Annotated in this window: 19 protein-coding genes; 8 read left to right on the forward strand and 11 right to left on the reverse strand. The window is 64.9% G+C overall.

Features of this window, described 5'->3' with window-relative positions; all coding sequences use genetic code 11:
- Positions 1–4: 4 nt before the first annotated feature.
- The 5 genes from CUR21_RS11290 to CUR21_RS11310 form a co-directional block, all read right to left on the reverse strand.
- On the reverse strand, positions 5–1363 hold the full coding sequence (locus CUR21_RS11290) for an amidase (RefSeq protein WP_100197129.1): 1359 nt from the start codon (positions 1361–1363) through the stop codon (positions 5–7).
- Positions 1347–2771: a TRAP transporter large permease subunit gene (locus CUR21_RS11295; protein ID WP_100197130.1), complete on the reverse strand. Its 1425-nt coding sequence runs from the start codon at positions 2769–2771 to the stop codon at positions 1347–1349. The genes CUR21_RS11290 and CUR21_RS11295 overlap by 17 nt, the downstream gene beginning before the upstream one ends.
- 54 nt (positions 2772–2825) lie before the next feature.
- Positions 2826–3425, reverse strand: coding sequence for a TRAP transporter small permease subunit (locus tag CUR21_RS11300; RefSeq protein WP_100197131.1), 600 nt, complete (start codon positions 3423–3425; stop codon positions 2826–2828).
- Between the two features lie 154 nt (positions 3426–3579).
- Positions 3580–4719, reverse strand: coding sequence for a TRAP transporter substrate-binding protein (locus CUR21_RS11305; protein WP_100197132.1), 1140 nt, complete (start codon positions 4717–4719; stop codon positions 3580–3582).
- Positions 4720–4938: 219 nt separating this feature from the next.
- A complete protein-coding gene (locus CUR21_RS11310; protein WP_100197133.1) occupies positions 4939–5925 on the reverse strand; it encodes a serine hydrolase in 987 nt (328 codons plus the stop codon).
- 305 nt (positions 5926–6230) lie between these two features.
- Here CUR21_RS11310 and CUR21_RS11315 point away from each other — a divergent pair, with 305 nt between their 5' ends.
- The 3 genes from CUR21_RS11315 (at position 6231) to CUR21_RS11325 (ending at position 9333) form a co-directional block, all read left to right on the forward strand.
- Complete coding sequence (locus tag CUR21_RS11315; protein ID WP_369802520.1) at positions 6231–6587, forward strand: DMT family protein; 357 nt, start codon at positions 6231–6233, stop codon at positions 6585–6587.
- Positions 6588–6650: 63 nt separating this feature from the next.
- A complete protein-coding gene (locus CUR21_RS11320) occupies positions 6651–7862 on the forward strand; it encodes a multidrug effflux MFS transporter (RefSeq protein WP_100197134.1) in 1212 nt (403 codons plus the stop codon).
- A 73-nt stretch (positions 7863–7935) separates the two neighbouring features.
- Positions 7936–9333: a short-chain fatty acyl-CoA regulator family protein gene (locus CUR21_RS11325; RefSeq protein WP_100197135.1), complete on the forward strand. Its 1398-nt coding sequence runs from the start codon at positions 7936–7938 to the stop codon at positions 9331–9333.
- A gap of 158 nt (positions 9334–9491) precedes the next feature.
- On the opposite strand, the gene CUR21_RS11330 is transcribed toward CUR21_RS11325, so the two are convergent.
- From CUR21_RS11330 to betI, 4 genes are all read right to left on the reverse strand, one after another.
- Positions 9492–10145, reverse strand: coding sequence for a thermonuclease family protein (locus tag CUR21_RS11330; RefSeq protein ID WP_100197136.1), 654 nt, complete (start codon positions 10143–10145; stop codon positions 9492–9494).
- An 83-nt stretch (positions 10146–10228) separates the two neighbouring features.
- Positions 10229–11878 (reverse strand): choline dehydrogenase, encoded by a 1650-nt coding sequence (gene betA, locus CUR21_RS11335; protein ID WP_100197137.1) that lies wholly within the window; start codon positions 11876–11878, stop codon positions 10229–10231.
- A gap of 29 nt (positions 11879–11907) precedes the next feature.
- On the reverse strand, positions 11908–13362 hold the full coding sequence (betB, locus tag CUR21_RS11340) for a betaine-aldehyde dehydrogenase (RefSeq protein WP_100197138.1): 1455 nt from the start codon (positions 13360–13362) through the stop codon (positions 11908–11910).
- Positions 13359–13943, reverse strand: coding sequence for a transcriptional regulator BetI (gene betI, locus CUR21_RS11345; RefSeq protein ID WP_100197513.1), 585 nt, complete (start codon positions 13941–13943; stop codon positions 13359–13361). Before betI ends, betB begins: the two co-directional genes overlap by 4 nt.
- Positions 13944–14031: 88 nt before the next feature.
- Here betI and choX point away from each other — a divergent pair, with 88 nt between their 5' ends.
- The 3 genes from choX to choV all read left to right on the forward strand — a co-directional run bounded on the left by choX (position 14032) and on the right by choV (position 16967).
- Positions 14032–14961, forward strand: coding sequence for a choline ABC transporter substrate-binding protein (choX, locus tag CUR21_RS11350; RefSeq protein WP_100197139.1), 930 nt, complete (start codon positions 14032–14034; stop codon positions 14959–14961).
- A gap of 114 nt (positions 14962–15075) precedes the next feature.
- Complete coding sequence (gene choW, locus CUR21_RS11355; RefSeq protein WP_100197140.1) at positions 15076–15912, forward strand: choline ABC transporter permease subunit; 837 nt, start codon at positions 15076–15078, stop codon at positions 15910–15912.
- Positions 15909–16967, forward strand: a complete 1059-nt coding sequence (gene choV, locus CUR21_RS11360) for a choline ABC transporter ATP-binding protein (protein WP_100197141.1) — start codon at positions 15909–15911, stop codon at positions 16965–16967. Before choW ends, choV begins: the two co-directional genes overlap by 4 nt.
- Positions 16968–16986: 19 nt before the next feature.
- Here choV and topA read toward each other — a convergent pair whose 3' ends face one another.
- Together topA and dprA are read right to left on the reverse strand one after the other, a co-directional pair.
- On the reverse strand, positions 16987–19608 hold the full coding sequence (topA, locus tag CUR21_RS11365; protein ID WP_100197142.1) for a type I DNA topoisomerase: 2622 nt from the start codon (positions 19606–19608) through the stop codon (positions 16987–16989).
- A 110-nt stretch (positions 19609–19718) separates the two neighbouring features.
- Complete coding sequence (gene dprA, locus CUR21_RS11370; protein WP_100197143.1) at positions 19719–20861, reverse strand: DNA-processing protein DprA; 1143 nt, start codon at positions 20859–20861, stop codon at positions 19719–19721.
- Positions 20862–21092: 231 nt separating this feature from the next.
- On the opposite strand from dprA, the gene CUR21_RS11375 reads away from it, so the two are divergent.
- Both CUR21_RS11375 and CUR21_RS11380 read left to right on the forward strand, forming a co-directional pair.
- A complete protein-coding gene (locus CUR21_RS11375; protein ID WP_100197144.1) occupies positions 21093–22370 on the forward strand; it encodes a 4-aminobutyrate--2-oxoglutarate transaminase in 1278 nt (425 codons plus the stop codon).
- A gap of 189 nt (positions 22371–22559) precedes the next feature.
- Positions 22560–26456: a PAS domain S-box protein gene (locus CUR21_RS11380; RefSeq protein ID WP_100197145.1), complete on the forward strand. Its 3897-nt coding sequence runs from the start codon at positions 22560–22562 to the stop codon at positions 26454–26456.
- Positions 26457–26517: the final 61 nt, after the last annotated feature.

Consider the following 26517-nt stretch of genomic DNA (forward strand, 5'->3'; position numbering starts at 1 on the left):
CGGTTCAGGCTCCGTCACTGAGGGAAAGGAGATGCTGGGACAGCCAACGGGCGCTGCGCAGCAGGCGGGCATCATCGCCGCGCCGCCCCACCAGTTGCAAGCCCATCGGCAGGCCGTTTTCAGCCGTAAACAGCGGCAGCGTCAGCGCGGGCACGCCCGCCAGCGTCCACAACCCGTTGAAAAGCGGGGAGCCGGTGGAGGCGAGCCCCTGTGGCGCAGGGCCAAGCGCTGCCGGGCAGAGGATGGCGTCGCAGCGTTCGAAGATCTGTTCCAGCCCTGCGTTCATCAGGGTGCGCCAGTCCAGCGCGGCGATGTAATCGCGCGCGAGCACCGCCTTACCTTCGTCCATTGCGGCGCGCAGCGGGTCTGACATCAGATCGCGGCCCCGGCGTTCCAAACCGAAATAGCATTTCGACATTTCGGCAAAATTGATGCGTTGCCGGGCGGCGGCGACCTCTTCGAACCCCGAGAGCGGCAGTTCGAAACAGTCGGGCAACAGGCCTGCCAGTTCCGCCATGGCCGCCTGCATCTGCGGATCGGCCTGATCCTGACCGGGCAAGGTGACGATGGCAAAGGTTGGCGTGACCGGCGCCGGCGACAGCGCCACATCGAGCAGTCTTGGCGTGGGCAGCGGGGCGGTGGCGGTGTCGGCAGGGTCATGCCCGGTGAGGGTTTCGGCCAGCAGCGCGCAATCCTCGGGCGTTTTGGCGAAGACGCCGATGGTGTCGAGGAAGGGCGACTGCATCAGCACGCCGCTGCGGGGGATCAGCCCAAAGCTGGGCTTGAAGCCGACCACGCCGCAATAGCTTGCCGGGCGGATAATCGAGCCGCCGGTTTGCGTGCCGATGGCCAAGGGGACCATCCCGGCGGCGACGGCAGCAGCAGAGCCTTGGCTGGAGCCGCCGGGGGTGTGGTCGGGGTTGTGCGGGTTGCGCGTCTTGCCCGGATGCAGGAAGGCGCATTCGGTGGTGACGGTCTTGCCCATCACGATGGCGCCGCTCGCGCGCAGGCGGGCGACAAGCCACGCATCCTCGGTGGGCACGCGCCCCGCATCGATGGCGGTGCCATTGGCGGTGGGGATGCCTTTGGTGTCGATGATGTCTTTCAGCCCCACCGGCAGGCCATGCAGCGGGCCGATCGGCAGTCCGGCCAAGCGGCGTTTGTCGAGCGTGCGCGCCTGCTCCAGCGCGTAGTCGCCATCCAGCCAGGCCCAGGCCTGCACGTCGGGTTCACGCGCGGCGATGCGGGCAAGACAGGCCTCGACCAGTTCCACCGCGCGCAAGGCGCCCGAGGCGAGCCTGTCGCGCAGCTCAACCGCGCTGAGCGACAGGATCGCTTGGGTCTTGTCAGCGGCCCGGGCCATAGAATGCCTCCGGCAAGGAGAAGACGATCTGCGGGAAGATATACATGAGCGCCATGCAGACAATGACCATGCCACAATAGGGCAGCACGCCGGAGAAGATTTCGGTGAGCTTCACCTGCGGCGGCGCGATGCCCTTGAGGTAATAGGCGCTCATCGCCATGGGCGGGGTCAGGAAGCTGGTTTGCAGGTTCAGCGCCACCAGCACGCCAAAGAACAGCGGGTCGATGCCAAAGACGGGCAAGAGCGGAAGGAAGATCGGCACAAAGATGATGATGATTTCCGACCATTCGAGCGGCCAGCCCAGAAGGAAGATGATGAGCTGCGCCATGATCAGGAACTGGAAGGGCGTCAGATCAAGCCCTTGCACGAATTCCGCGATCACATGCTCGCCCCCCAGATAGCTGAACACCGCCGAGAAGGTGTAGGAGCCGACGAAGAGCCAGCACACCATCGCCGTGGTGCGCACCGTGAGATAGACGCTTTCGCGCAGGCGCTGGAAGGTCATGGCGCGGTAGGCCACCGCCAGCACGATGCCGCCCAAGGCGCCGATGGAGGCGGCTTCGGTGGGGGTGGCAAGGCCAAAGAGGATGGAGCCCAGCACGGCAAAGATCAGGATGGCCAGCGGCAGGAAGCTGGTGGCCAGCATCCAAGCCAGCTTGGCAAAGGGCACCTCGGGCATTTCTTCCTTGGTGGGTTTCGGCGCGAGCTTGGGGTTCAGGATCGAGCGCACGACGATGTAAATCAGATAAAGACCCACCAGCGTGAAGCCGGGCAGCAAGGCCCCCGCGTAAAGCCGCACGATGGAAACGCCCGAGGAGGCGGCGTAGACGATCAACATGATTGAGGGCGGGATCAGAATGCCCAGCGTGCCGCCCGCGCAGATGATGCCGGTGGCGAAGGAATGGTCATAGCGCGCCTTGAGCATCTGCGGCAGCGCCAAGAGGCCCATCAGCGTGACCACCGCGCCCACGATGCCGGTGGCGGTGGCAAACAGCGCGCAGGTGATCAGGGCGGCCACGCCCATCGATCCGGGGATGTTGCGGGTGGCAATGGCCAGCGTGCCAAACAGCTTGTCCACGATATTGGCGCGTTCGACGATATAGCCCATGAACAGGAACAGGGGGATCGCCGTCAGCACCTCGTTCGAGATCACCGTATAGGTCTGGTTCACGAAGAGGTCGAAGATGCGGTTGTTGTAGAACCCCTCGATCCACAGGCTTGTGCTGTCCCACCAACTGGCGTCTTCGGTCAGGCGGTTGTAGCCGCGCCACATGCGGCCAGCGTCGAAATAGGCGTAGTAGCCAAAGGCGATGCCCAGCGCCATCAGCGTGAAGGCAATCGGAAAGCCCAGGAAAACGAAGGCAATGAAGATGCCCAGCATCAAGAGGGCGATTTGCGGGTCGGTCACGGGTGCGAACTCCGGGGAATGGGGCGGCGGTGGGGCCGATGGCCTGAGCGGCGATTATCGGGGGGCGGCGGCGTTGGCCTTGGCGGCAGCCTCTTCGGCGGCCTGACGCATCAGAAGCTGTTCGGTTTCCTCGACGTCTTCTTCCGCCTCGAGCCATGTGCCGGTGCGCATGCAAAGGATGCAGCGGAACACCTGCGCGAGACCTTGGATGAGCAGCAAGAGGCCCGCGGCGACGATCACCGCCTTGAACTGATAGATCGGGATGCCGGCGGGGCTGTTCACCGAGACTTCGCCATAGCCCCAAGAGCGGCTGGCGTATTTCCAGCCGGTAAACACCAGCGCCAGAATGCCGGGGAAGAAGAAGGTGATGTAAAGCACCAGATCGACGAAGGCCTGCGTTTGCGGCCGCCACGTGCGATAAAGGAAGTCGCCCCGCACATGCCCGTTGCGCGACAGCGTGTAGGCCCCGCCCATCATGAACAGCGTGCCATACATGATGAAGCTGAGGTCCAGCGCCCAAGGCGTGGGGCGGTTGAACAGATAGCGCACCATGACCTCATAGGCCATGCCAAAGGTCATCAGAATGATCAGCCAGCCAAAGGTCTTGCCGAAGAAGGCAGAGAGCCGATCGGCAAAGCGAATATACCAGATCATGGGAAAGGGCTCCGTTCATGCGGCAGGCAAGGCGATGCCGCGCGCAGCAGGGATCACGGGGAAGGCGCCGGACAGGCCGGGGCATCAGCGGGAAAAAGCGGGGCAGAGTGGCCAAGCAGACAGGGGCGCGCCGGGCGCGCCCCTGAAGAGCAGGTCAGAGCTTGAGCTTGCCGGGGAAGTAATGCTCATAGGCAAGGCCCAAGTCGGGCGCGCCCATCAGCTCGTAATAGGACACTTGCTCGACCCAAGCGCGCTGGCTGTCCATCACCTTCTTGTTGAAAGGATCGGCTTCCAGATCGACGATCAGCTTGTCCCAAGCCTCGATCTGCGCGGCGAGGATCTCTTTGGAGGTGCGGTGCACGGTGACACCGGCTTCGCTTTGCAGTTCGGCCAGATCCTTGGAGTATTCGCGCTGCGCCAAGGCGAGGTTTGCCGTGGCCGAGGCTTCGACGCCATATTTCAGGATGGCTTGCAGATCGGGATCAAGATCTTCGAAGAAATCGCGGTTGAAGGTGTATTCAAACGCTTCGGACGCCTGATGGTAGGAGGACAGGTAGTAGTTCTTGGCCACATCCTGCGCGCCAAAGCGGCGGTCGGAAGAGGGGTTATTGAACTCGAATGCGTCGATCACGCCGCGCTCCATTGCGGGGACGATCTCGCCGCCCGGAAGCTGGGCCACCGACATCCCCATTGCCTGCAACAGGTCCGCTGCCAGACCGACGGTGCGATACTTGAAGCCCTGAATGTCGGCGACGGTGTTCACTTCGGTCTTGAACCAGCCAAAGGGCTGGGCGGGCATCGGCATGCCCATGAAGCCGATCACGTTCAGCCCCAGAATGTCTTGAGTCAGCTCGCGGTAGAACTCGGCGCCGCCGCCTTCGTAGAACCAGCCCAGCATGGTGGAGGCCGAGCCGCCGAACACGGGCCCGGTGCCAAAGAAGGACGCGGCCTTGTGCTTGCCATACCAGTAGACGGGCACGGTGTGGGTGGCATCGATCACGCCGTCATGCACGGCATCCATCACCTGAAACGCGCCGACGATGGCGCCTGCGGGCGACAGGTCAATCTTGAGCCGCCCGCCCGACATTTCCTCGACCCGGGTCACATATTGACGGGCGAAATCCATCCAGATGTCGGAGGCAGGCCAAGAGGTCTGCATCTTCATCACAATCGGGGCCTGCGCTAGCACGGCCGGTGCGGCAAGCACCGAGGCGGCAGCGGCGGCAGAACCGCCAAGCGCCCCCTTGCGCAGGAACGAACGACGGGAAAGCCCGGTGTCGCGGGTATCGGTCATATGGTGTCCTCCCAGACGATTGTGGCTGCTCCCCGCAGCCTGTTATCCGGGGCAGTGTAATGCGGAGGACATGAAAAGCAAGCACTGGTAAGTTTGTTTTACCACAACTACCCACTCTTCGGTATAGGTCAGCCCTTGGCCTGCGCGTGGGGGTTGTGCATGCCGCAAGGGAAAGTGGCATCAGATCAGGCACTTCACGCGCGCCGGGGCGTGCCGCGTCTAGGCCAGCGCCAGCACAGGCCCGTCAAGAAGGCGCATCAGATCGCCGAAATAGCCCCCCGAGCGGGCCGTCTGCGTGGGGTCAGAGGTGATGGCCACGGCCAGACGACGCTCGGGATGGGCGGCGATGATCTGGCCGCCATAGCCGCGCGCGATCGTCCAGCCCGTCGGACTGAGAAACCAGCCCAAGCCATAGTCCAGCCCGGAATAGGGCGAGCGGGTCACGGCGCTGCGCGAGGCCGTGATCCAATCCGCGGCGATCACCTGCGCGCCGTCATATTGGCCACCATCGCGCAGCATCAGGCCGACGCGCAGCATCGCCTCTGGCGAAAGCGCCATTTCATTGCCGCCGAAGTAATAGCCCTGCGGGTCGCGCGTCCAGGACGGCACGTCGATGCCCAAGGGCTGGCCCAGCCGTTCGCGGGCCAATGTGCGCAGGTCCTTGCCGGTGGCCACGGCGATGGCCGCGCCCAGCACATGGGTGGTGCCGGTGGAATAGATCATCCGCCCGCCATTGGCGGCGATGCGCGGCTGGCGCAGGGCATAGGCGATCCAGTTGCGCGAATTGACCCACGCACCGTAGTTGCCGCCCGAGGTGCCCTGAAGCCCCCCGCGCAAGGTCACAAGATCGCCCATCGTCAGGTCGGCCACGCCTTCGGTGGCATCGGCGGGAATCAGCTGCGGCGCCACATCGCCCAAACGCGCGGTCAGCCCCGCGATCTCGGCGCGTGCGATGGCGCTGCCAAGGATCAGCGCCAGCAGGCTTTTGGAACAGGATTTGATATTGGCCGCCGCGGCAAGCCCCCTGCCCCGAGGCGCCTCGGCCAGCACCACCTCATCGCCCCGCTGCACCAGAATGGCATGCAGTTGCGGCAGGTTCAGCGCGGTGTCGCGCAGGTCGGGCAAAGACACCGATTGCGCGCGCAACAGGCCCGGCGACAAGGCAAGACCGGCAACGGCGGCGGTGAAGGTGCGGCGCGACAGCATGAGACCCCGAAAGCTGGCAGCGGCGACGGTGCCGCACCCGATCAGATGCGCATATGCCGGGCAAAGGCAAACCACACGCCATCACAAAGCGGCGAGGCGTCGGGAGGCGCCCAGACCTCCCCCCCAGATCCGGCAAAGCTGGCCGCCGCACAAGGCTGCAGCCGGCGGCGCGATCACCCTTGGGCCATGCCCCAGATGGACAAGCCCCGAGCCGCGTGACATCAGTTTTCGCTGAGGCGGCACGCCCGCCCTTTTCCTTATACGCGGCGCAAATGCCGCATGGCCCCTTTCAGGACTCCCGCATCATGGCCCTTCCTTTTTCCGTTCCCGTCACCACCATCGGCCTTCTGCTGGCCAGCAATATCTTCATGACCTTCGCCTGGTATGGACATCTGAAGTTCAAAAGCACCGCCTTGGTCACGGTGATCTTTATCAGCTGGGGCATCGCGTTCTTCGAATATCTGCTGATGGTGCCCGCCAACCGGATCGGGCATGGCCATTTCAGCGCCGCCGAGCTGAAGACCATTCAAGAGGTCATCACCTTGTGCGTTTTTGCCGTGTTTTCCGTCTTTTACCTGAAAGAGCCGCTCAGCTGGAACCACCTTGTCGGCTTTGCGTTCATCGCAACGGGGGCGTTCTTCATCTTTCACAAATGGGCATAGCTGCACAGACCACTCTGCCGGAATGGCGTGGACAGGTCGCGCGCCCCAGCATAGCAAGGTCGGATGGCTGACAGTGTTTTCCTAGATCGCCGGACGCCGCCGCATATTGCGACGCTGATCCTGCTCGCCGGGGTTTCGGCCCTGACGATGAACATCTTCCTGCCCTCGCTGCCCGGAATGGCCGAGTGGTTCGGGGTGCCCTATGCCACGATGCAGCTTTCGGTCGCGCTGTATCTGGCGCTGTCGGCGGTGCTGCAAGTGGTGATCGGCCCGATTTCCGACCGCTATGGACGGCGCAAGGTGCTGCTGGGGTCGCTGATCCTGTTCCTGATCGCCACGGTGGGCACGCTTCTGGCGCCCAATGCGACCGTGTTTCTGGCGTTCCGCATGGCGCAAGCGGTGATCGCCGCCGGCATGGTGCTGAGCCGCGCGGTAGTGCGCGACATGGTGCCGGATGCGCAGGCGGCCAGCATGATCGGCTATGTCACCATGGGCATGAGCATCGTGCCGATGGTCGGCCCGGTGATCGGCGGCGTGCTGGAAGAGGCGATCGGCTGGCAGGCGAACTTTGGCCTGCTGCTGGTGCTGGGCCTTTTGACGCTGTGGCTGACATGGGCGGATCTGGGCGAGACCGCCACGCTGCGCCCGGTCACTCTGGGGGCGCAGATCCGGCAATATCCCAAGCTGTTGCGCTCGCAGCGGTTCTGGGGCTACGCGCTTTGTGCCGGCTTCTCGTCCGGGTCCTTCTTCGCCTATCTGGGCGGCGCACCCTATGTGGGAACCGAGGTCTTCGGCCTGTCGGCGTCCGGCGTGGGCGCGCTTTTTGCACTGACGGCGGTGGGCTATGCGGCCGGAAACTTCGTGGCCGGACGCTTTTCGGTGCGGGTGGGGATGAACCGGATGGTGTTTCTGGGCGCGCTGATCACGCTGCTGGGCCTTGGCGCGCTGGCCTTGGTGACGCTGGCGGGCGTGCATTCGGCACTGGTGTTCTTTGGCTTTACCACTTTTGTCGGCCTTGGCAACGGGATGACGCTGCCCAATGCCAATGCGGGCCTGCTGTCGGTCAAGCCCGAACTGGCGGGCACGGCCTCGGGTCTGGGCGGCGCCATCATGATCGGCGGCGGCGCGGCCTTGGCGGCACTGGCCGGGGCTTTGCTGGGGCCGGGTGCGTCCGAGATGCCGCTGGTCCTGTTGATGCTGGCCTCTGCCAGCGGGGCGCTGCTGTCGATCCTGTGGGTGATGCGGCGCGCGCGGGCGCTTGGCCTGCCGGGCTGAACGGCGGGCGGGTTTCGGGGCTTGACGCGCCCTTTGCAAAGGCAATGATGGCTTTGCAAATCCGGGGAGCGCGATGGCCACGCAAAAGCTGTATGCAGGGGCAAAACTGCGCGAGATGCGGGCCCGGCTGGGGCTGACGCAAAAGCTGTTTGCCGACAAGCTGGCGGTGTCGCTGCCCTATCTGAACCAGATGGAAAACAACCACCGCCCGGTCTCGGCCGGGGTGGTGCTGGCCTTGGCGCAGGAGTTCGGGCTGGATGTCACCGAACTGACCGTCGGCGAAAGCGAGCGGTTGGTGAGCGACATGAAAGAGGCCTTGGCAGATCCGGTGTTCGGCGCCTCCAGCCCGCCCTTGGCCGATCTGCGGCTGGCGGCCTCGAACGCCCCGGCGCTGGCGCGGGCCTTTCTCGATCTGCACCGGGCTTACCGGCAAACGCATGAACGCCTCGCCTCACTCGACGAGGCGCTGGGGCGTGACGATGCCGCCTTGCGTGCTTCGCCTTGGGAAGAGGTGCGCGATTTCTTTCACTACTGCGACAATTACATCGATGCGGTCGACCGCGCCGCCGAAGCCTTTGTCACCGGGCCGCAGGGGCGCCGCCCGGTGGTGCAAGCCGCGCGCGAGGCGCTGGAGCGGCGCGGCATCACCTTGCACTTCAGCGACACCGGCGCGATGCGCCGCTATGATCCGGCCGCGCGGCGGCTGGATGTTTCGGCCCGCGCCTCTGAACCCACACAGCGCTTTCAATTGCTGCATCAGGTGGCGCTGATCACCCAGAATGACCTTCTGGAGGCGACGCTCGATCTGGCCCGGTTCCAAAGCCCGGAGGCCCGCGAGATCGCCAAGATCGGGCTGGCGAACTACTTCGCGGGCGCGGCCCTCCTGCCCTACCGCGCGTTCCTCGAGGCCGCGACCACCCATCGGCATGATCTGGAGCGGCTGGCCGATCTCTTCGGCGCCAGCATCGAACAGGTGGCGCATCGCCTGTCCACCTTGCAACGCCCCGGCGCCAAGGGGGTCCCGTTTTTCTTCGTGCGGGTGGATCAGGCGGGCACGATCACCAAACGCCACTCGGCGACGCGGCTGCAATTCGCCCGCTTTGGCGGCGCCTGCCCTTTGTGGAACGTGCATCAGGCCTTTGAAACCCCGGGCCGCTTCCTGCGCCAGCTGGCGGAAACCCCCGATGGTGTGCGCTATCTGTGCCTGTCGCGCGACGTGTCGAAATCAGGCGGCGCCTTTCACGCGCCGACCCGCCGCTATGCGATCGGTCTGGGCTGCGAGGTGCAGCACGCGAACGCGCTGGTCTATGCCGATGGCCTGGACCTGAGAGGTCGTTTCGAGCCGATCGGCATCTCCTGCCGCATCTGCGAACGGCCCGACTGCCACCAACGCTCGGTGCCGCCGCTGGAACGCCGCCTGCGCGTCAATCCGGACCGCCGCGATGTGCTGCCCTATGAGATCCTGTCCTGACGCGGGATCGCCTGTGCCCCCCCTGCGCGCTCCGCGCGGGAGTATTTAAGAAAGGTGCAAATGGAGGCCGCGTTCCGCTTGCACCTTTCCGAAATACTCTGGGGGGAGCCGCAGGCGGGGGGCAACGCCCCCCTTCTTGCGCCGCGGGTCACGCAGGCCTAGCGCCGGGCGGGGCGGAAGCCAGCGGCGCGCGCTTCGGCTTCGCTGCAGAACCACGCCTCGCCCTTGGCCGTGTCGATGCGGGTGGCGTCATAGTCGCGCTGGCCGGGGCGGTGGTAGATCTTGCCCGAGCTGCCGATATTGCCCTTGATGGCGCAGCCTGTGGGCGCGCCTTGGCGGGAGGTGCTGGACTGGGCGCGATGCGCTTCGGGCGAGACCATGGCCCCGGCCCAGATGCCACTGCGCGCGGCCTTGGCCTTGGCCTCCTCGGCCACGTAGCGGGTGGAATAGCGGGTATAGGCTTGGGCCGCCCCGGCCTGCACCTGCGCGCGCGACAGGTCGCGCGTGCCGGCCGTGCAGGTGGCGACCATGCGGCCATAGCGGTCGGTGTCTTCGCGGGTGCAGCTCACCCGGCCAGAGGCGAGGGTGCGGGCGAGTTGCTGCGCCGACCAGGCGCCGCAGTCCCAGCTTTTGCCGCCGCGTTCGCAGCGCTGGCCGCGTTCGGGCGCGTCGATGCCGAACAGGCGCACCCGCTGGCCTTGCCAGTCGAGCGTATCGCCGTCGATCACCCGCACATCATCGGTCACGGCATGGGCGGCGGGCGCGGTTCCGGCCAGCACGGCCAGAACAAGGAGCGAACGAAGTGTTAACATCCCCCGTTGATCGGGGGTTTGGCGCGGCGGCGCAAGCCAAAAGTTAACAGCGGGTTAACGTGCGCGGGCGCAAGGGACGGCGCTCAGCGCTGCGCGCTTTGCCAATTCGGGTTCATCACCGGGCCAAGGTTGCTGGGCGCCAAGGGCGCGCGGCCCAGGATGTGATCCGCCGCCTTTTCTCCCACCATGATCGAGGGCGCGTTCAGGTTGCCATTGGTCACCTGCGGGAAAACCGAACTGTCGGCGAGGCGGAGCCCTTCGACCCCGATCACCCGGCATTCGGGGTCGACCACCGCCATCGGATCGCTGCGCCGCCCCATCCGCGCGGTGCCGCAAGGGTGATAGGCCGATTCCACATGCGCGCGCAGGAAGGCGTCGATCTCGTCATCGCTCTGCACATCAGGCCCCGGCTGGAGTTCCGATTTCACGTAAGGCGCCATCGCCTCTTGCGCGAAGATTTCGCGAGTCAGGCGAATGGCGGCGCGGAATTCGGTCCAGTCATCAGGGTGCGACATGTAGTTGAAACGGATCACCGGGGGGGCCGACGGGTCGGCCGAGCGCAGGGTGACCGCGCCGCGTGATTTCGACCGCATCGGGCCGACATGGGCCTGAAAGCCGTGCCCGCCTGCCGCCACCTTCCCATCATAGCGCACCGCGATGGGCAGGAAGTGATATTGGATATTGGGGTAGTCGATGCCCGCATGCGAGCGGATGAAGGCACAGGCCTCGAACTGGTTGGACGCGCCAAGGCCCTTGCCGGTGAACAGCCATTGCGCGCCGATCAGCGCCTTGGACCAGATGTTCCAGTGCTTATACAGCGTGATCGGCTGGGCGGCGGCGAATTGGAAATAGATTTCCAGATGGTCTTGCAGGTTCGCCCCCACGCCGGGGCGGTCGGCCACCAGCGGGATGCCGTGGCGGGCGAGTTCGGCCGCAGGGCCGATCCCCGAGAGCATCAGGATCTTGGGGCTGTTGAGCGACGAGGCGGCGAGGATCACCTCGCGCCCGGCCTGCACCACGAAAGGAGCGCCGCCCTGATCCACCTCAACCCCGGTGGCGCGGCCATTTTCGATCACCACGCGGCGGGCGTTGGCGCGCAACAGATGCACATTGCCGCCTGCGAGCGCGGGTTTCAGATAGGCATTGGCGGCAGACCAGCGGCGGCCTTTGTAGATCGTGGCCTCCATCGGGCCAAAGCCTTCTTGGGCCGCGCCGTTATAGTCCTCGGTGACCGGATAGCCGGCCTGCGCCCCCGCCTGAATGAAGGCGTTGAAGAGCGGGTTGTCGCGCGGGCCACGGGTGATGTGCAAAGGGCCATCGGTGCCACGGTATTCGGGGCCCGATCCGCCGTGTGACTGTTCCATGCGCTTGAAATAGGGCAGCACATCGGCATAGGCCCAGCCATCGGCCCCCAGCTCGGCCCAAGTGTCAAAGTCGCGGGCGTGGCCGCGCACATAGACCATGCCGTTGATCGAGGAGGAGCCGCCGATCACCTTGCCGCGCGGGGTGGCCAGACGGCGCCCCCCCAGATGCGGCTCGGGTTCCGAGTGCAGGCCCCAATCATAGATCCCCATGTTCATCGGATAGGACAGCGCGGCGGGCATCTGGATGAAGGGGCCGGCATCAGAGCCGCCCGCTTCGATCACCGTGACGCGCCGCCCGGCCTCGGCCAGACGATAGGCCATTGCGCAACCGGCAGAGCCGGCCCCGATGATAACGTAATCCGCGTGCATGTCTTTGACTTTTCGTGTATTTTTCAGGTTCAGAAAGAAGCGTCGACCGGGCCCATGCCGACATAGACCGATTTGACCTGCGTGTAGTGCTGCACCGCCGCATGGCCGTTTTCACGGCCCACGCCCGAGGCCTTGTTGCCACCGAATGGCCCTTCGACCGGGGTGAGGTTATAGGCGTTGATCCAGCAGGTGCCCGCCTGCAACTGCCCCACCACGCGGTGCGCGCGGGTGAGATCGGCGGTGAAGACCCCGGCGGCAAGGCCGAATTCGGTGGCATTGGCGCGGGCAATCGCCTCGGCCTCGGTGTCGAAATCAAGGACCGCCATCACCGGGCCAAACACCTCTTCGCGGGCGAGGGTCATGTCGTCGGTGACATCGGCAAAGACGGTGGGCTGCACGAAATAGCCGCTGTTCAGATCGGCGCGGGCGCCGCCCGTGACCAGCCGCGCGCCTTCGCGCTTGGCGGTGTCGATATAGCCCATCACCTTGTCCAACTGCGTTTGCGACACCAGCGGGCCCATCTGGGTGGCCTCCTCCAGCGGGTCGCCAAGGCGGATCGCCTCGGACCGCTCTTTCAGACGGGCGAGGAAGGCGTCTTTCAGGCCCTTTTGCACGAAGACGCGGGTGCCGTTGCTGCACACCTGACCCGAGGAATAGAAATTGGCCATCATCGCCGCGCCCACGGCATCGTCCAGATTGGCGTCATCGAACAGGATCAGCGGCGATTTGCCCCCCAGTTCCATGGTGACATAGCGCATGCCTTCGGCGGCAGCGGCATAGACCTTGCGCCCCGTCGGCACCGATCCGGTGAGCGAGACCTTGGCCACGCGCGCATCGGTGATCAGCGCGCCGCCCACGGCGCCCCGGCCTTGAACCACGTTGAACAGGCCCGGCGGCAGCCCGGCCTGCATGTAGATCTCGGCCAGTCTGAGCGCGCTGAGCGGGGTGACTTCGGAAGGTTTGAACACCATCGCATTGCCAAAGGCGAGCGCGGGGGCGGATTTCCAGCAGGCGATCTGGCTGGGATAGTTCCAGGCGCCGATGCCCACACAAACACCCAGCGGTTCGCGTAAAGTATAGATGAAATCGCGGCCCAAGGGGATGGTTTCGCCCGTCACGGTGGGGGCGAGGCCCGCGAAATATTCCAGCGCATCGGCCCCCGAAGGCCAGTCGGCCACGCGGGTTTCCTGAAGCGGCTTGCCGGTGTCGAGCGTTTCCAGACGCGCCAGCTCTTCGCCGTGCGCGCGGATGAGATCGGCGGCACGACGCAGGATGCGGGCGCGCTCCACCGGGCGCAGCGCCGCCCAGTCACCTTGAGCGCGGGCCGCGGCGGCCAGCGCGCGGTCGATCAGCGCCGGAGTCGCTTCGTGCAGGCGCGCCAGCACCGCGCCGGTGGCAGGGTAGATGACCTCGATCACCGCGCCGGAGGTGTCTTCGACAAAGGCGCCATCGATGAAATGGCTGGCGGTTGGTTGCGCTTTCATGCGGCATCCCCCGTGAGTTGTGAGTTGAGATAATGGAGCGCCGTGGCCACCGCCGCCGCCCCGTCGGGCTGGCCGGATTTCAGCACTTCGCGCAGATAAAGCCCGTCGATCAGCGCGCCCAGACCCGTGGCGAGGGCCGCGGCCCGGTCCCCGGCGAGGGGGCGCAGGCATTCCATCAGGTTGGACCGCAGGCGGCGTTGATAGATGGCCAAGAGGCGGCGGGCCTGCGGCACGGTTTGCGCCAGAACCCAGAAGTTGAGCCACGCCCCCACCGCCTCGCGCCGGAAGTTGCCGGGGCTGAAGCTGGCGCGCAGAATCGCCTGAAGCCGCGCCTCGGGGCCTTGGGCGGCGGCCAGAGCGCCGCGCACCTCGGCCCCGTAAAGCGACAGGATGTGGCGCATGGCGGCCAGAAACATCTCTTCCTTGGAGCCAAAGTAATGGTGCGCGAGCGCAGGCGACATGCCGGCCCGCCGGGCGATCTGCGACACCGTCACGTCCAGAGACCCGGCCCGCCCGATCTCGGAGATCGTGGCTTTGACCAGGGCGTCCTTTCGGATAGGCTCCATCCCGAGTTTGGGCATTCTGGGGTAACCTTGTGGAAATTCCTTGCCAAACCAAGTAAGCTTGAAGTTCATTGACTCGTCAATCAACAAAAAACAGGGAAGTTCCATGACCCTTCGTTCTGCCTTTCTGGCCACAACCGTCAGCTTCGCTTTTGCAGGAAGCGCCTTTGCCGCCAGCTGTGACAAGGTGATCTTTTCCGATGTGGGCTGGACCGACATCACCGCGACCACAGCCGCCACGACGGTGGTGCTGGAGGCCTTGGGCTATGAGACCGAGATCAAGCTGTTGTCGGTGCCGGTGACCTATACCGGCCTTGCGGGCAATGATATCGATGTGTTCCTTGGCAACTGGATGCCGACGATGGAGGCCGATATCGCGCCTTACCGCGAGGCGGGCACGGTGGACACGGTGCGCACCAATCTGGAAGGGGCGAAATACACGCTGGCCACCAATGAGGCGGGGGCTGCGCTGGGCATCGCCGACTTCAGCGACATTGCGACGCACAAGGACGCGCTGGGCGGCGAGATCTATGGGATCGAACCCGGCAATGACGGCAATCGGCTGATTCTGGAGATGATCGAAAGCGGGCCTTTCGGGCTGGAAGGGTTCACGATCGTGGAATCCTCGGAACAGGGGATGCTGTCGGCGGTGGCGCGGGCAAATCGCAGCAACACGCCGATCGTCTTTCTGGGCTGGGAGCCGCATCCGATGAACGCCAATTTCACCATGACCTATCTGACCGGCGGGGATGATTTTTTTGGTCCCGATCTGGGCGGGGCGACGGTGGCCACCAACACCCGCGCGGGCTATGTGGCGGAATGCCCCAACACCGGCAAGCTGTTGCAGAATCTGGAATTCACGCTGGCCATGGAAAACGAGATCATGGGCGCCATCCTGAATGATGGCGCAGATCCGGCGCAGGCGGCCAAGACCTGGCTTGCGGCAAACCCGGCCACCTGGGAAGCCTGGCTGGACGGCGTGACGACCAAAGAGGGCGGCGATGCGAAAGCCGCGGTGGCGGCCGCGCTGAACTGATGGCGCGCGGGAGTGACAGGGCCGTCTTGCGGCCTGTCGCCGGGGGCTTCGCGCCCCCGGACCCCCGCGGGATATTTGAGCCAAGATAAAGAACAGCAGGGGCAGGCCGAAGTGATGGATTGGCTGACGGAGCACAAGATTCCGGTCGGGCGCACGGCGAAAGCCGCGTTCGACTGGTTGAACGACAATATGGCGGGGGTGTTCGACACGATCTCGGACGGGATGGAGGCGATGATCAATGCCATCCTGTGGGTGCTGTCGACGCCGCATCCTTTGGTCGTGGTGGCGGCCTTTGTGGGGCTCACCTATGCGGTGCAGCGGCGCTGGACGGTGGCACTGGGGGTGTTTGTCGGGTTCTTGTTCATCCTGAACCAAGGTTATTGGACCGCGACGATGGAGAGCCTGACGCTGATCCTCTCGGCCTGTGTGGTTTGTATGGGGCTGGGCGTGCCGATCGGGATTGCGGCGGCGCACCGGCCCCGGCTTTATGCGGCGTTGTCGCCGGTGCTGGATCTGATGCAGACGCTGCCGACCTTTGTCTATCTGATCCCGGCCATCGTGTTCTTTGGACTTGGCATGGTGCCGGGGCTGATCGCCACGGTGATCTTTGTGCTGCCCGCGCCGATCCGGCTGACCTATCTGGGGGTGTCCTCGACGCCCACCCCGCTTCTGGAGGCGGCGACCGCCTTTGGCGCGACGCCGCGCCAGCGGTTGTGGAAGGTGGAACTGCCCTATGCGCTGCCCCAGATCATGGCGGGGTTGAACCAGACCATCATGCTGAGCCTGTCGATGGTGGTGATCGCGGCGCTTGTCGGGGCCAATGGTCTGGGCGTGCCGGTGGTGCGGGCGCTGAACACGGTGAACACCTCGCTTGGCTTCGAATCGGGCATCATCATCGTGGTGGTGGCCATCATGCTGGACCGGATGCTGCGACTGGGGGCCCGCAAATGAGCGCTGTGCGCGATGGGAAAGACAGCGCCGGGCTGGCGGTGCGGTTTGACACGGTGTCGATCGTGTTTGGCGATCACCCGGAGCGGGCCTTGCCGCTTATGGACAAGGGCCAGAGCCGGGGCGAGATCCAGAAGGCGACCGGGCAGGTTCTGGGGGTGCATGACTGCAGCCTGGAGGTGGCCACAGGCGAGATTCTGGTGCTGATGGGGCTGTCCGGGTCGGGCAAATCCACGCTCTTGCGTGCGGTGAACGGGCTGAACCCGGTGTGCCGGGGCGCGGTGCATGTGTCGGATGGCGCGGGAATGGTGGATGTGACCCATGCCGATGCCGCCACCTTGCGCCGGATGCGGTTGAGCCGGGTGGCGATGGTGTTTCAGCAATTCGGCCTGCTGCCGTGGCGAACGGTGCGCGAGAATGTGGGGTTGGGGCTGGAGCTGGGCGGGGTGCCGGTGGCCGAGCGGCGGGCGCGGGTGGATGCGCAGCTCGAGCTGGTGAACCTCACGCAATGGGCCGAGCGCAAGGTGGGCGATCTGTCGGGCGGCATGCAGCAGCGCGTGGGGCTGGCGCGCGCCTTTGTGACCGAGGCGCCAATCCTTCTGATGGATGAGCCGTTTTCGGCGCTGGACCCGCTGATCCGGGCGAAGTTGCAAGATGAGCTGCTGGCGCTGCAATCGACGCTGAAGCGCACCATCATCTTTGTGAGCCATGATCTGGACGAGGCCTTTAAGATTGGCAACCGCATCGCCTTGATGGAAGGCGGGCGGATCGTGCAATGCGGCACCGCGCGCGAGATCATTGCCAATCCGGTGGATGCCTATGTGCAGGATTTCGTGGCGCACATGAACCCGCTGTCGGTGCTGACGGCGCGGGATGTGATGGTGGCGGGCGAGACCGCCGCCGCGCAAGTGGTCGAGGCGGAGACGCCGGTGCGCGAGATCATGGCGCTGATGCGCGACGGGGCGGGCGAGCTTGCAGTGGTGGAGGCGGGCGCGCGCATCGGGGTGCTGCGCGCCGGGGCGGTGATGGGGCGGCTGATCAACCCGCGCACGGGGTGAGCGCGCCGCCCCCTTTGGCCTATTCCGCCGCCTTGGGGGCGGCTTTCGTTGCGGTTTTCTTGGCGGCGGGCTTTTTCGCGGGCGCCTTCTTCACTGCGGGTTTTGCGGCCTTTTCTGCTGCGGGCGCAGCTTTCTTGGCGGCGGGTTTTTTCGGCGCGGCTTTCTTCTTGGCCGGCGATTTGGCCGCTTTTTCCGCGATCAGTTCCAGCGCCTGATCAAAGGTGATCTCTTCGGGCGGGATCTCCTTGGGGATGGTCGCATTGACCTTTTCCCATTTGATGTAAGGCCCATAGCGGCCCGGCATCACGCTGATGGCGCCGCCTTCGGGGTGGTCGCCCAGCGCCTTGATCGGCTCGGCCGGGGCGGCGGCCCCCCTGCCCCGGCTGGCCTTTTGCGCCAGCACTTCCATCGCGCGGTTCATGCCGATGGTGAAGACTTCCTCGACATCGGGGATGTTGGCATAGGTCTTGCCATGTTTCACATAAGGCCCGTAGCGGCCGATCGCCGCCTCCACCGGTTCGCCATCTTCGGGGTGCAGGCCGATGTGGCGCGGCAGCGACAAAAGCTCCAGCGCGCGGTCGAGCGTGAGGCTGTCGGCGCCCCAGCCTTTGGGCAGGCTGGCGCGGTCGGGCTTGGGCTGCTCTTCGGTCGCCTCGCCGCGCTGGACATAAGGGCCAAAGCGGCCCGCGCGCAAGGAGATGGGCAGGCCGTTTTCGTCATTGCCCAAGATGCGGCCATCGGCCCCGGCGCTGTCTTCGCCGCCCGAGATCGGGCGGGTGTAGCGGCATTCGGGGTAATTGCCGCAGCCGATGAAGGCCGAGCCGGAGCGCGCGGTCTTCAGATGCAAACGCCCGGTGCCGCAGGTGGGGCAAGAGCGCGGGTCAGAGCCATCTTCGCGCAAGGGGTAGAGATGCGGCGACAGGAAATCGTCAATCTTGTCCAGCACTTCGCCGATGCGCAGATCGGCGGTTTCCGCGATGGCGGCGGAAAAATCGCGCCAGAAACGGTCCAGCACATCCTTGTAATCCAGCGCCCCGGCAGAGACATCATCCAGCTGGTTTTCCAGATCGGCGGTGAAATCATATTCCACATAGCGGCGGAAATAATTGGTGAGGAAGGCCGTCACCAGCCGCCCTTTATCTTCGGGGATCAGGCGGTTCTTGTCCTTGCGGACATATTCGCGGTCTTGGATGGTGGAGATCACCGAAGCATAGGTCGACGGACGCCCGATGCCCAGTTCTTCCATGCGCTTGACGAGCGTGGCTTCGGTATAGCGGGGCGGCGGTTGGGTGAAATGCTGTTCGGGTGCGACATCGCGCTTTTCTGCCGCTTCGCCTTGCATGATCTGCGGCAGGCGGCCGCCTTCTTCATCCTCATCATCGCGGCCTTCGTCATAGACCTTGAGGAAGCCGTCGAACTGCACCACTTGCCCCGTGGCGCGCAAGGTTACCTGCGCGTCGGCGCTGCCCACATCCACCGTGGTGCGTTCCAGCCGCGCGGCGGCCATCTGGCTGGCAATCGTGCGCTTCCAGATCAGGTCATAGAGATTGGCCTGATCCTTTTCCGACAGGCGCAGCTTTTCGGGCGCGGCGGCCATATCGGTGGGGCGGATACATTCATGCGCCTCTTGCGCGTTCTTGGCCTTGTTCTTGTAAAGGCGCGGCTGGTCCGGGACATAGGCGGCGCCAAAGCGGTCCTTGATCGCGTCGCGGGCCTGCGCCACGGCCTCGGGGGCCATGTCGATGCCATCGGTCCGCATATAGGTGATGTGCCCGGCTTCATAGAGGCGCTGCGCCGTGCTCATGCACTGTTTGGCGCCCATGCCCAGCTTGCGGCTGGCCTCTTGTTGCAGGGTCGAGGTCATGAAGGGCGGATAGGGGTTGCGGGTGGCGGGCTTGGCCTCCACCGATTGCACGGTGAGGGTTCGGGACGTGACAGCCTGCACCGCAATTTCCGCGGCCTCGGCGGTGGGAATGTCGAATTTGTCCAGTTTCTTGCCGCCCAGCACCGTCAACCGCGCCTCAAACTCTTGGCCGCGCGGGGTGACGAGAACGGCCTTTACAGTCCAGTATTCGCGGGCACGAAAGGCCTCGATCTCCATCTCGCGCTCAACAATCAGGCGCAGGCAGACCGATTGCACGCGACCTGCGGATTTGGACCCCGGCAGCTTGCGCCACAGGACCGGCGACAGGGTAAAGCCCACCAGATAATCCAGCGCGCGGCGGGCGAGATAGGCCTCGACCAGCGGGGTATCAATCTCACGCGGTTCCTGCATCGCCTTGGTCACCGCATCCTTGGTGATGGCGTTGAAGGTAACACGGGCGACCTTTTTGCCCTTTTTCAGGCTGCTGGCCAGCGCCTCTTGCAGGTGCCAAGAAATCGCCTCACCTTCGCGATCAGGGTCGGTGGCAAGGATCAGGGTGTCATCGGTCTTCAGCGCTTCGGTGATGGCGCGGATGTGCTTTTTGCTGTCGGCCGCGACTTCCCATTTCATGGCAAATTCATGCTCGGTGTCGACAGACCCATCCTTGGGCGGCAGGTCGCGGACATGGCCGTAAGAAGCCAGAACCGTGAATTCGGGGCCAAGATATTTGTTGATTGTCTTGGCCTTGGCAGGAGATTCGACTACGACGACGGCCATGAATTACCCTTTTTTGCACGAAGCCCCGAGAGGCGCGGCAAGATGTGGGGGAAGCGGTGCGAATGTCAATGCAACAATCTTCATGACCGATCCGCAGGACTTGGGCGCGGTTATTCCACCCGGCTGAGCAAGCCGCCGGGCGCGCGGTGGACCCGCCCCTCCAGCTCCAGCGTCAGAAGGTGCTGCGCCACCGTCGCGGGGGGCATCGACAGATCGCGGATCAACTGATCCTCGGCCAAAGGGCTGGGGCCAAGGCGTGACAGGATCTGGCTGTGCACCGCCGCCATGTCCGAAAGCGGGCGACGGGCGGGAACCGGCCCCGGCAGGGGCGGCGCCTCGGGCACGGTTTCTGCGCGGAAGGGCAGCACCTGCGCGCCCAGGCTTTCCAGCACATCGGCTGGCCCGCGGATCAGCGTGGCCCCGTCGCGCAAAAGCAGGTTGCAGCCCGCCGCGCGCGCATCGAAGGGATGGCCCGGCACCACCAGCACCTCCCTCCCCTGATCCAGCGCGGTTTTCGCGGTGATGAGCGAGCCCGAACGTGCCGCCGCCTCGACCACCACCACGGCGCGGGCAAGGCCCGAGACGATGCGGTTGCGTTGTGGAAAATGGCGTGCCTGAGGGTGCAGACCCATGGGTTGTTCCGACACCAGACAGCCCTGTTCGGCGATCTGTGCCATCAGCCGGGTGTTTTCTTCGGGATAGGGCACATCCACGCCGCCCGCCTGCACCGCCACAGTGCCGCTGGACAGCGTCGCCTCATGCACCGCGGTGTCGATGCCACGCGCGAGGCCCGACAGGCTGGCATAGCCGGCCTGCGCCACGCCTTCGGCCAGCCGCCGCGCCATGCGCAGCCCAAGCGATGAGGCATTGCGCGCGCCCACCATGGCGATCAGCGGGCGCTGCAACAGCGCCGCATCGCCCTTGACCCACAGCACCGCCGGGGCGTCGGGCAAATCGCACAGCGCAAGAGGATAGGCGGCGCTGCCCCAGACAATGAGCTGCGCGCCAAAGGCGCGACCTTGGCCCAGTTCGTGGCGGGCCACCTCGGGCGGGCAGGGCGTGTAATCGTCAACACCGGCGGCGCGCGCCACGGCGGGCAAGGCGGCCAGCGCGGCGCGGACCGAGCCATGTTCGGCCAGCAAACGGTGGAAGGTGACCGGCCCCACCTTGCGGGAACGAATGAGACGAAGACAATCCACCGGGTCATCGTCCAGGGGTGTGGGGTGGGGTGTGGGTTTGGATGTCTGTCCCATGGCCGCCTCGCCTCATTCGCAGGGCCAGACTGCACCGGGCAAGGTTAACGGCGGATGAATCCCGCAAGGCCCGCTGCGGTTTTTTCGCGCCCGTTTCCAAAGCAGGCGGCTGCGGTCCGGCCGCATGGCGAAAACGGCCCTTGCAGGGTCGGGAAGGTGATGGACGCGCGCGCGAAAGTTTGATCAAATGTTGGGCAACGGCCCATGTCGGGCCAAAGGGAGTGCCAAGCCATGTTGAACGCCGAAGTTGCCCGCCGCCGCGATGATGCCATCTCGCGCGGGGTGGGGATGATGACCCAGATCTACGCCGACCGCGCCCTGAATGCCGAGGTCTGGGACATCGAGGGCAACCGCTACATCGACTTTGCCGCAGGGATTGCCGTGGTCAACACCGGGCATTGCCATCCGCGCGTGATGGCGGCGGTGACCGAACAGCTGGGCCGCTTTACCCACACCTGCCATCAGGTGATGCCTTATGAAAACTACATCCGTCTGGCCGAGCGGCTGAACGACAAGGTGCCGGGCGATTTCGCCAAGAAAACCATTTTCGTCACCACAGGGGCCGAGGCCTGCGAGAATGCGGTCAAGATCGCGCGCATCGCCACCGGGCGCAATGCGGTGATCGCCTTTGGCGGCGGCTTTCACGGGCGCACCTTCATGGGCATGTCGCTGACCGGCAAGGTCGAACCCTATAAAAAGGGCTTTGGCGCGATGATGCCGGATGTGTTCCACGTTCCCTTCCCGATGGCGCCGCATGGCATTTCCACCAAGGATGCGATGGCGGGGATTGAAAAGCTGTTCAAATCCGATCTGGACCCGGCGCGGGTGGCGGCGATTGTGTTTGAACCCGTGCAAGGCGAAGGCGGCTTCTACCCTGCCCCCGCCGATCTGGTCAAAGGCATCCGCGCGCTGTGCGACAAGCATGGCATCGTGATGATCGCCGATGAGGTGCAAACCGGCTTTGCCCGCACCGGGCATCTGTTCGCGATGGAAGCTTATGGCGTGGCGGCGGATCTGACGACCATGGCCAAGGGCCTTGCGGGCGGCCTGCCGCTGGCGGCGGTGACAGGCCGGGCCGAGCTGATGGATGCCGCCAATCCCGGCGGCTTGGGCGGCACCTATGCCGGCAACCCCTTGGGGATTGCCGCCGCCCATGCGGTGCTGGATGTGATCGAGGACGAAGACCTGTGCGCCCGGGCCAATGAGTTGGGCAGCCGGTTGAAGCAGCGGCTGGAGGCGATCCGCGCCACCACCCCCGAGATCATCGACATCCGGGGCCCCGGCTTCATGGTGGCGGTGGAATTTGCCAACCCCGGCACGCAAGAGCCCGACGCAGGCTTCACCGCCCGCGTGCGGATGGAGGCGCAAAAGCGCGGGCTGATCCTGCTCACCTGCGGGGTTTATGGCAATGTGGTGCGCTTCCTTGCCCCCATCACCATTCCCGACGCGCATTTCGCCGAAGGTCTGGACATTCTGGAAGCCTCGGTCGCGGCCGCGCGCCAAGGCTGAGCCCAAGGCTAAACACGGCCACCGTCCCCTGCCGCCGTCTCCCGGCGGCAAGGGGCGGGCTGGCAGTTTGAGCACAGTTGCGGGCTGCATGACCAGAATATGGCTCGCCTTCTGCGGAAGCTGTGGCAAGTGTTCGCGAATGAGTTGTAAGCTCTGGGCAAGACACCTGACGAACCGGCTTCTGGAAGAATGACGACAGTGACTTCGTTCACCACAGACCTGCTTCAATCGCTTGAAGAAACGTCCGATCGCGACCGGTTGGACGAGGTGATGGCATGGACACTGCGCGAATGCGGCGCGCAATCCGCCCTGCTGCTGATTGGCGCGCCGGATGCCAGCGCCTTTCTGCGCATGGCATGGCCCGAGTCAGAGCTGGAGCCTTTGTGCGCGCTGTTTGCGGGCGCGGCCCCACCACCCGACGGCCCTGCCCCCGGCCAGTTCCGCATCAGCCTTGGCCTGATCGCGGGCCTGCCGGCCCACCTGCTTTTGACGCTGCGTTCAGACAGGGTGCCGCCCGAGGTGCAGCGCGCGCTGGACGGGTTGCGCGCTGTGCTGCGGATCACGGTGGAGGCCGTGTTGTCCCGCCGCAATTCGGACCGGCTGACCGAGCTTGCCGGGCTGGTCGGGGTCTGGGTCTGGGATATGGATGCGCAGGGCAATGTGACCTATCTGACCTCGCCCAAGGACGGTGAAGGCGGGCCCGGTTTTCCCGAGAGCGTGCTGCGGCAGGCCGACTGGGCGGGCACCGACTGGTCGGAGATCCGCGCGCGGCTCCCGCAGAAAACACCCTTTCGCAGCCTCGTGCACGCGGTCACGCTGGCGGATGGCAGCAAACGCTGGCTGCGCAGCAGCGCGACCCCGCGCCGCGACAAAGATGGCCGCTTTCTGGGCTTTACCGGGATCAGTTCCGAACGCGCCGATCCTTCGGTCAAGGAACACAATGCCATTGCGGCACATCAGCGTTTGCAAGCCATCCTTGGGGTGCTGCCGGATCTGGTGTTTGAGCTGACGGAAGATGGCCGCTACACTGATTTCATGGCGGGCCCTTCTGACATACTGGGCGACGCGCGCGAAACCTTGCCGGGCAAGACGCTGGAAGAAGCGCTTCCGCCCGATGTGGCCGCCCGCAGCCGGAAAAGCCTGAACGAAGCGCTCAAGACGGGCCGCAGCGCCTCCAACCGCTTCAAACTGATGACCCCGCTTGGCCTGCGCTGGTTCGAGGCCACAGCCGCGCGCAAGCTGGGCCGATCGAAAGAAGACCCCAGCACGGTGATCTTTGTCGTGCATGACGTGACGCGCGACATGCAGATCTCGGAAGATCTGGGGCGGCTGGGGCGGGTGGTCGAGAACATGTCGAATCTGGTGGCGCTGGTCGACACCGATCAGACCATCACATGGGTCAACCGGGCGTGGGAAACCCGCACCGGCTGGACCCTGCCCGAAGTGATCGGGCGCAAACTGGCCGATGTGGTGCGCGGCAAATACAGCGAACCGCGAAACGCGGCCGAGGTGACACGCGCCATCAAACTGGCACAGCCCTATCACGGCTCTACCATCAATTTTGATCGGAATGGCGTGGGATATTGGATCGATTTCAACATCCTGCCCCTGCATGACCGGGAAGGCAAAGTGAACGGTTATGTCTCGATCGAAACCGATGTCACCGCGCAAAAGGAAAGCGAAGCCCAGATGGCGCAACTGGCCGATGAGGCCGACCGGACGCGCGCGCAACTTTACAATGCCATCGAAACCCTGCCCGACGGGGTGCTGATCTGGGATTCGAACGAACGGCTGGTCTTTGCCAATTCCGCCTACAAGCGCATGTATTCCGAAGCGGCCAAGGACATGGTGCCGGGGGCCGCGCAGGAGGATTTGCTGCGCATCGGTCTGGCAAAAAAGGCCTTTCCCGAAGCCTTCGGGCGCGAGGAAGACTGGCTGCGCGAACAACTGGAACGCTATCGCAACCCCAACACCGACGAGGTTCAGCGCGCAGGCGATCGCTGGATCCGCCGGGTGGACCTGCGCACGCCCGATGGCGGGCGCATCGCGGTGCGCATCGACACCACCGAACGTCACCGCCAGCTGCGCGCCTTGGACGAGGCGCATCGGTCGCTGGCCGAAGCGCGCGATTCCCTTGCGCAGGTCATCGAAAGCGCCGATGTCGGCACATGGCATTGGCGGGTGGACACGGGCGCGCTCCAGATCGGCGGGCGCTATGCGCAGATGCTGGGCTACACGCCCGAAGAACTGGGCGACCCCACCAACGATACCTTCCGCAATCTGGTTCATCCCGACGACATGTCCCGGCTCGACATGACCGAGATGGACGATTTCGCCCCCCTTCCCGACGGGCGCGAACCGGTGCGCGAGCATCAGCTGCGGATGCGGCGCAAGGATGGCAGCTGGGCATGGATCCTGTCCCGTTCGGCCGTCACCGAACGCTCGGCCGACCGCAAGCACAAGGCAGTGGTGGGCATCCATCTGGACATCACCGAACGCAAGAAGCTGGAAGACCTTGTGCTCAGCAATCAGGCCTTCTTGGCCGAGGTGATGGATGCGTCGATTTCCGCCATCGTCGTGATCGACAGCGCCGGGTTCATCACCTATGCCAACGCCGAGGCAGAGCGCATCCTGGGCCGTCCACGGGCCGTGATGGAAGGGATGGACTTCAAGGATGCGATCTGGCGCATCACCCATGCCGATGGCAGCCCGATGCCGGTGGAAGCGCTGCCGGTGGCCCGAGCGCTTGCAGAAGACCGCATCGTGCGCGATGTGCGGCTTGCGATCGAGCTTGAGGATGGCACCCGGCGCGTGCTTTCGGTCAATGCGGTGCCGCATCAGGGCATAGATCCGTCAAACCCCGAGCGGCGCATCATCGCCACCTTTGTCGACATCACCGAAGATCTCGCCAAGGCCGCCCGGCTGGAGCAGGCGCTTGTCGAGGCCAAGACCGCCAGCCAGTCGAAATCGACCTTCCTTGCCAATATGAGCCACGAAATCCGCACGCCCCTCAACGGCGTGCTGGGGATGGCGGAATTGCTGGACGGGCTGATCGACGATCCGCGTCGCAAAGAAATGATTGGAACCATTCGCCGGTCTGGGGAGTTGTTGCTCAACGTCATCAACGAAGTCCTGGATATGTCCAAGATCGAAGCTGGCAAGATGATCATTGAGCGGATCCCTTTCGTGCCCGCCGAGGTCGCGCGGCAGATCGAGCCGCTGCATGGGCTGCGGGCCGAAGAAAAGGGTCTGGACTTCGAGGTTCTGACCAATCCAGGCGCGGAAAAGCTGCGGCTGGGGGATTCCTTCCGCATCCAGCAAATCCTGAACAACCTGCTGAGCAATGCGATCAAGTTCACCGAAAGCGGCTCTGTGTCGCTGGTGATGTCGGCGCGCGACGGCAAGCCCCTGACCATCGAGGTGAGCGACACCGGCATCGGCATGTCGCCCGAACAGGTGGACCGTGTGTTCGACAATTTCGAACAGGCCGAAGGCGGCACCACGCGCCGCTTTGGGGGCACGGGTCTGGGCATGCCCATCGTGCGCAATCTGGTCGAACTGATGGGCGGCACCGTCACGGTGTCGAGCAAGCTGGGCCAAGGCACCCGGGTGCGGATCACCCTGCCCTTGGACGAGACCACCGAACCGGCAGCACCCGAACCCGCGCGCAGCGAGCAGACCGTGCTGAAATCGCTGCGCGGGGTGTCGCTGCTGATCGCCGACGATTCCCCAACCAACCGCATCGTCATCAGCGAGATGCTCAAGGACACCGGGGCCGAGATTGTGCTGGCCATCAACGGCTCGGAGGCGGTCGACCTTTGGCGGCAGCGGGCAGAGGCCGGGAAGCCCTTCGACATGCTCATCCTCGACATCGCCATGCCGGTGCTGGATGGCATCGGGGCACTGAACGCGATCCGCAAGCACACCCAGCGCGGCGCACAGGCACCGGCCATCGCGGTGACGGCCAATGCGATGTCGCATCAGGTGTCGGAATACATCATGGCGGGCTTTGATTCGCATGTTCCCAAACCCTTCCGCCAAGCCGAATTGCTGCATGCAATCTCAACGCTTCTTCTGCGGAAATGACACAATCCTTGCGCGCATTTCACAACCCAAAATTGTGAACGTTAACGGCGCATTCCGGATA

This window comes from Pseudorhodobacter sp. MZDSW-24AT (assembly GCF_002794355.1).
Classification (GTDB): domain Bacteria; phylum Pseudomonadota; class Alphaproteobacteria; order Rhodobacterales; family Rhodobacteraceae; genus Pseudotabrizicola.